Source organism: Roseateles sp. (genome assembly GCF_036404855.1).
Classification (GTDB): Bacteria; Pseudomonadota; Gammaproteobacteria; order Burkholderiales; family Burkholderiaceae_C; genus Pelomonas.
The window spans coordinates 1-3,201 of sequence record NZ_DASWYS010000349.1 but is presented as its reverse complement, the minus strand read 5'-3'; the positions used below and the strand labels follow the sequence as shown (position 1 = coordinate 3,201).

Here is a 3,201-nt window from a genome sequence, read left to right as displayed (position 1 = left end):
GTGATCAGCGCCTGCCGGCTCAACCCAAGGTGGTGAGCCGCGCTGGACCACGGCCATTGGGCAGGCTCCCCGCACAGACCGGTACGCACCGGGTTGGATTCGATGTACCGCATGCAGGCCAGCAGATGCCGGTCTCCCTCGACGACACCCGCGCGAAAGCGCCCTTCCCACAGCGTGCCGCTGCGTTGGTGACGGGCGTTGAACCAGCCGACGTAACGCCGCCCCAGCGCCTGCATCATGCGGCTGAGAGCTTCTGCGGTCGGCGGCGTCAGCAGCAGGTGGACATGGTTGTCCATCAGCACATAGGCGTGGACGGCCACACCGTGCTGCGCGGCGACCTCCCCGAGGACCGCCAGCATCTGCTGGCGGTCGGGATCGCCGTAGAACAGGGCCTGGCGGTTGTTGCCACGCAGGATGACGTGGTGAGCCTGGCCCGGCAGGATCAAACGGGGGAGTCTGGCCATGAAGCCCTTTCGACTATGCGCGAGGCGGAATGCCCAGGATAATCGACTCCGACCCTATTTTTTAAAAACTCAGAAGAGCGTCTTTCCCGTGAGACGCTGATGCTCGCGGATCGCGAACCGGTCCGTCATGCCGGCGATGTAGTCCGCGCAAGCCCGCTCCCGGTCTTCGCGGCCTGCGTAATCGGAAGGCATCTGCGCGACCTCGGTCGAGTAGACCGCGAACAGATCGCGCAACACCTGCTCGGCCCGCGCACGCGTGGACTGCACCTGCGGATGCCGGTACAGGTTGGCGAACAGGAAGCGCTTCAGCGCCGTGCTCTTGGCCCGCATGTCGACACTGAAGCGCAGCAGTGGCTTGCCGGTGCGGCGCACCGCCTCGGGGTCGACCGGATCGGTCTCGGCAAGGGCGACTCGGGTCGCATCGATGATGTCGTAGACCTGCGCGGACAGCATGCGCCTGATCGTCTCGAAGAGCAGGCGCTTGCCGCAGAGGCTGGGGTGCGCATCCAGGGCGGCGCGCCAATGCTCGCGAACAAGCTCGACCTCCAACAGCTGCTCCAGCTCGATCAACCCCGAGCGCACGCCATCATCGACGTCATGGGCGTTGTAGGCCACCTCGTCCGCGACGTTGCAGAGCTGGGCTTCGAGGCTCGGCTGCCCGCCGTGCAGGAAACGCGTCGCGATGCCGCCGGGCTCCGCCGCCTCGATGAGCTCGGCATGGCGGCGCGAGCAATGCTTGAGGATGCCTTCCCGCGTTTCGAAGCAGAGGTTGAGGCCATCGAAATCCGGGTACCGCTGCTCCAGTTGATCGACGACGCGCAGGGACTGCAGGTTGTGCTCGAAGCCGCCATGGGCCCGCATGCAATCGTCGAGCACGTCTTGGCCGGCATGCCCGAAGGGCGTGTGCCCGAGGTCGTGGGCCAGCGCCACCGCCTCCACGAGGTCCTCGTCCAGGCCCAGGCTGCGCGCGATGGAGCGGCCAAGCTGCGCCACCTCCAGCGAGTGCGTGAGCCGCGTGCGGAACAGGTCACCCTCGTGGTTGAGAAAGACCTGGGTCTTGTAGACCAAGCGGCGGAAGGCCGTGCTGTGGATGATGCGGTCGCGGTCGCGCTGAAACTCGCTGCGCGTCGGCGCGGCCGGCTCTGGCAGGCGTCGACCGCGGCTGCGTGCCGGGTCGGCGGCGTAGGCCGGACGCGTCGCGGCCACCTCAGGTCGCTCCATGCGCGGCCAGCGTCTCGACGATTCGGCCGTCGGGCACGGCATGCAGGCCGGCCCGCCCCAGCGCCTCGATGAGCACGAAACGGATCGCACCCGCCTCGGCCTTCTTGTCGACCCGCATCAGCGACAGATAACGCTCGGCCCCCAGCCGTGGCGGTTGCACCGGCAGGCCCGCGCGCTCGATCAGCGCGCGCAGCCGCTCGACGAAACCGGCAGGCATCAGCCCCATGCGCTGCGACAGGTCCGCCGCCAGCACCATGCCACAGGCCACGGCCTCCCCGTGTAGCCACATGCCGTAACCCAGACCGGCTTCAATGGCATGGCCTATCGTGTGGCCGAAGTTCAGGATGGCGCGCAGCCCCTGCTCACGTTCGTCCTGACCCACGACGTCGGCCTTGATCTCACAGCTGCGCCGAACGGCATAGGCAAGCACGGCCTTGTCCCGCGCCAGCAGCGCATCGAGGTTGTCCTCAAGCCAGCACAGGAAGCCCGCATCGGCGATCGGCCCGTACTTGATGACTTCCGCCAGGCCCGCGCGCAGCTCCCGGTCGGGCAGGCTGTCCAGCGTGTCCAGGTCGGCGATGACGCGCTCGGGCTGGTAGAAGGCGCCGAGCATGTTCTTGCCCAGCGGATGGTTGATGGCCGTCTTTCCGCCCACCGACGAGTCGACCTGGGCCAGCAACGTCGTCGGCACCTGCACGAAAGGCACCCCGCGCATGTAGATGGCCGCTGCAAAGCCGGTCATGTCGCCGATGACGCCGCCCCCGAGCGCAAACAGCACCGTCTTGCGGTCCAGCGCCTCGCCCAGCAGGTGGTCGCAGATGCGGTTCAGGCTGGCCCAGTCCTTGTGCTGCTCGCCGTCCGGGAGGACCACCAGGTCGACCCGTGCGTAGACGGCCAGCAGACGCTCTCGCAGCCGCTCGGCGTATAGCGGCGCCACAGTGTCGTTGCTGACGATGACAGCCGCTGCTGCTTTCGGCAGCCCCTGCCAGCTTGCGGCGACGTCCAGCAGGCCTGATCCGATGCGGATCTCGTAGTCGCGGTCGTCGGGAAGCTGGATGCGGACGGTGTCGGTGGCAGGCATGCGGCGCAGTGTAAGAGCCGGCTCTCGGAGCCGCCCTCCGCGTCCCGTCAAGCCGGCATCAAAGCGGTTCGGCGCCGACGGTCGCGGCGACGCGCCCGGGATCCAGCAGGCCAGCCAATTCCAGCTGCATCAGCGCCATGTTGACCAGTGCATGTACCGAAGGCCGGGCGCTCTCGAGCACGTAATGCGCGCAGCGGCGGTAGAGCGGGTCCCGCTGCTGATGCAGTTCACGCAGCCGGGCCAGCGGGTCGCGCACCTGGAGAAGGGGGCGGGTCGTGTCATGCCGAAGGCGACGGAAGATGTCCTCGGGCGTGGAGCGCAGGTAGAGCACGGTGGCGCCGTTGTGCAGCAGCTCCCGGTTGCGCTCCCGCAGTACCGCACCGCCCCCGGTTGCAAGGACGCGGTCGCCCGGCCTGGCGATCAGCTCCGCAATGA

At 68.0% G+C, this 3,201-nt stretch carries 4 protein-coding genes; all 4 read right to left on the bottom strand.

Translation table 11 applies throughout. The features are described from left to right. Window positions 1-464, bottom strand: a 464-nt coding sequence (locus VGF12_RS23185) for an REP-associated tyrosine transposase (protein WP_331178410.1), incomplete at its 3' end; no start/stop codon positions are given. 69 nt (window positions 465-533) lie between these two features. Continuing rightward, a complete protein-coding gene (locus tag VGF12_RS23180) occupies window positions 534-1,685 on the bottom strand; it encodes a deoxyguanosinetriphosphate triphosphohydrolase (protein WP_331178409.1) in 1,152 nt (383 codons plus the stop codon). Next, the gene (gene aroB, locus VGF12_RS23175; RefSeq protein WP_331178408.1) at window positions 1,672-2,766 is read right to left on the bottom strand and encodes a 3-dehydroquinate synthase; all 1,095 of its coding nucleotides are present in this window, start codon (window positions 2,764-2,766) and stop codon (window positions 1,672-1,674) included. Before aroB ends, VGF12_RS23180 begins: the two co-directional genes overlap by 14 nt. A gap of 58 nt (window positions 2,767-2,824) precedes the next feature. Next, on the bottom strand, window positions 2,825-3,201 hold a 377-nt coding region (locus VGF12_RS23170), incomplete at its 5' end, for a shikimate kinase (protein ID WP_331178407.1).

Coding starts and splice junctions, on each gene's coding strand:
- aroB (WP_331178408.1), bottom strand. CDS start 2,766: ATGCCTGCCACCGACACCGTCCGCATCCAGCTTCCCGACGACCGCGAC.
- VGF12_RS23180 (WP_331178409.1), bottom strand. CDS start 1,685: ATGGAGCGACCTGAGGTGGCCGCGACGCGTCCGGCCTACGCCGCCGAC.